2 protein-coding genes and 1 riboswitch (1 of these 3 only partly in view) are annotated in these 2009 nt (G+C 57.2%); both genes read left to right on the plus strand.

The window, feature by feature from the left end; translation table 11 throughout:
- Positions 1-78: riboswitch (TPP riboswitch) on the plus strand; it begins 109 nt to the left of the window's first position.
- A 32-nt stretch (positions 79-110) separates the two neighbouring features.
- Positions 111-1094 (plus strand): thiamine ABC transporter substrate binding subunit, encoded by a 984-nt coding sequence (thiB, locus tag FDW87_RS16055; RefSeq protein WP_137367161.1) that lies wholly within the window; start codon positions 111-113, stop codon positions 1092-1094.
- A partial coding sequence (gene thiP, locus FDW87_RS22805) for a thiamine/thiamine pyrophosphate ABC transporter permease (protein WP_252363212.1) occupies positions 1070-2009 on the plus strand: 940 nt, incomplete at its 3' end. The genes thiB and thiP, both read left to right, overlap by 25 nt.

Here is a 2009-nt window from a genome sequence, read left to right on the forward strand (position 1 = left end):
TGAAGTGTATGGGCTGAGAGATACCCGTCGAACCTGATCCGGATAATGCCGGCGAAGGGATTTGAGGCTGCAACTCAAGTCCTTTGCCACCCAACTTTATGAGGTGCAAAGTGTTTAAAAAATGTCTTCCGCTTTTACTGCTGTGCGCAGCGCCTGCTTTCGCCAAACCTGTACTGACCGTATATACCTACGACTCGTTCGCAGCTGACTGGGGCCCGGGCCCGACAATAAAAAAAGCCTTTGAAGCTGACTGCAACTGTGAACTGAAACTGGTCGCGCTGGAAGATGGCGTCTCGCTGCTTAACCGCCTGCGCATGGAAGGAAAAAACAGTAAAGCTGACGTCGTACTGGGCCTCGATAACAACCTTCTGGAAGCCGCCACCCAAACCAAACTGTTTGCCAAAAGCGGTGTAGCAAGTGAAGCCGTAAACGTGCCCGGCGGCTGGAAAAACGATACCTTCGTTCCGTTTGATTACGGCTATTTCGCCTTCGTTTATGATAAGAACAAGCTGAAGAATCCGCCCAAAAGCCTGAAAGAACTGGTAGAGAGCGATCAAAAATGGCGCGTCATTTATCAGGACCCGCGTACCAGCACGCCGGGGCTGGGCCTGCTGCTATGGATGCAAAAAGTCTATGGCGATAAGGCGCCGGAGGCCTGGCGCGCGCTTTCGGCAAAAACCGTCACGGTCACCAAGGGCTGGAGTGAAGCCTACGGCCTGTTCCTGAAAGGCGAAAGCGACCTGGTACTCAGCTACACCACCTCTCCGGCCTATCACATCATCGCCGAGAAAAAAGACAACTACGTCGCAGCCAACTTTAGCGAAGGCCACTATTTGCAGGTAGAAGTCGCCGCCCGTACTGCGGCCAGCAAACAGCCGGAACTGGCCGAGAAATTCCTCAAGTTTATGGTGTCTCCGGCCTTCCAGAACGCGATTCCGACCGGTAACTGGATGTATCCGGTAACCCAGGTCGCCCTGCCGTCTGGATTCGAGCAACTGAATAAGCCAGCCACCGCGCTGGAATTTACGCCGCAGCAGGTTGCGGCTCAACGCCAGGCATGGATTAGCGAATGGCAACGCGCCGTCAGCCGTTAATTCCCGGCTGGCTGGTTCCAGGGCTTACCGCCGCCACGCTGATGGTGGCCGTTGCCCTGGCCGCGTTTCTGGCGCTGTGGTTTAACGCCCCACGGGGGGAGTGGCGCTCACTGTGGCAAGACGACTACCTGTGGCACGTGGTGCGCTTTTCTTTCTGGCAGGCTTTTTTATCCGCAGTGCTGTCGGTCATCCCGGCGATTTTCCTTGCCAGAGCGCTCTATCGCCGCCGTTTTCCAGGACGACTGGCGCTGCTGCGCCTGTGCGCGATGACGTTAATCCTGCCAGTGCTGGTCGCGGTCTTCGGTATTCTTAGCGTGTACGGTCGTCAGGGCTGGCTGGCCTCGATCTGGCATACATTCGGGCTGGAATGGACGTTTTCGCCGTACGGTCTGCAGGGCATTCTGCTGGCGCACGTCTTTTTCAACCTGCCGATGGCCAGTCGTCTGCTGTTGCAGTCTCTGGAGAATATTCCCGGCGAACAGCGACAGTTAGCCGCTCAGTTAGGTCTGCGCGGCTGGCATTTCTTCCGCTTTGTTGAATGGCCGTGGCTGCGTCGGCAAATCCTTCCCGTCGCGGCGCTCATCTTTATGCTCTGTTTCGCCAGCTTCGCCACCGTTTTGTCGCTGGGCGGTGGACCGCAGGCCACTACCATCGAGCTGGCAATTTATCAGGCGCTGAACTTCGATTACGATCCCGCCCGCGCCGCCATGTTGGCGTTGATCCAGATGGTTTGTTGTTTAGCGCTGGTGCTCTTCAGCCAACGTCTGAGCCGCGCCATTGCCCCCGGTACCACGCTGGTTCAGGGCTGGCGCGATCCCGACGATCGTCTGCACAGCCGCCTGGCAGACGCGCTGCTGATTATTCTGGCCCTGCTGCTACTGCTGCCGCCGCTGCTGGCGGTAATTGTCGATGGTA

Source organism: Citrobacter sp. wls826, from assembly GCF_005281245.1.
GTDB lineage: Bacteria > Pseudomonadota > Gammaproteobacteria > Enterobacterales > Enterobacteriaceae > Citrobacter > Citrobacter braakii.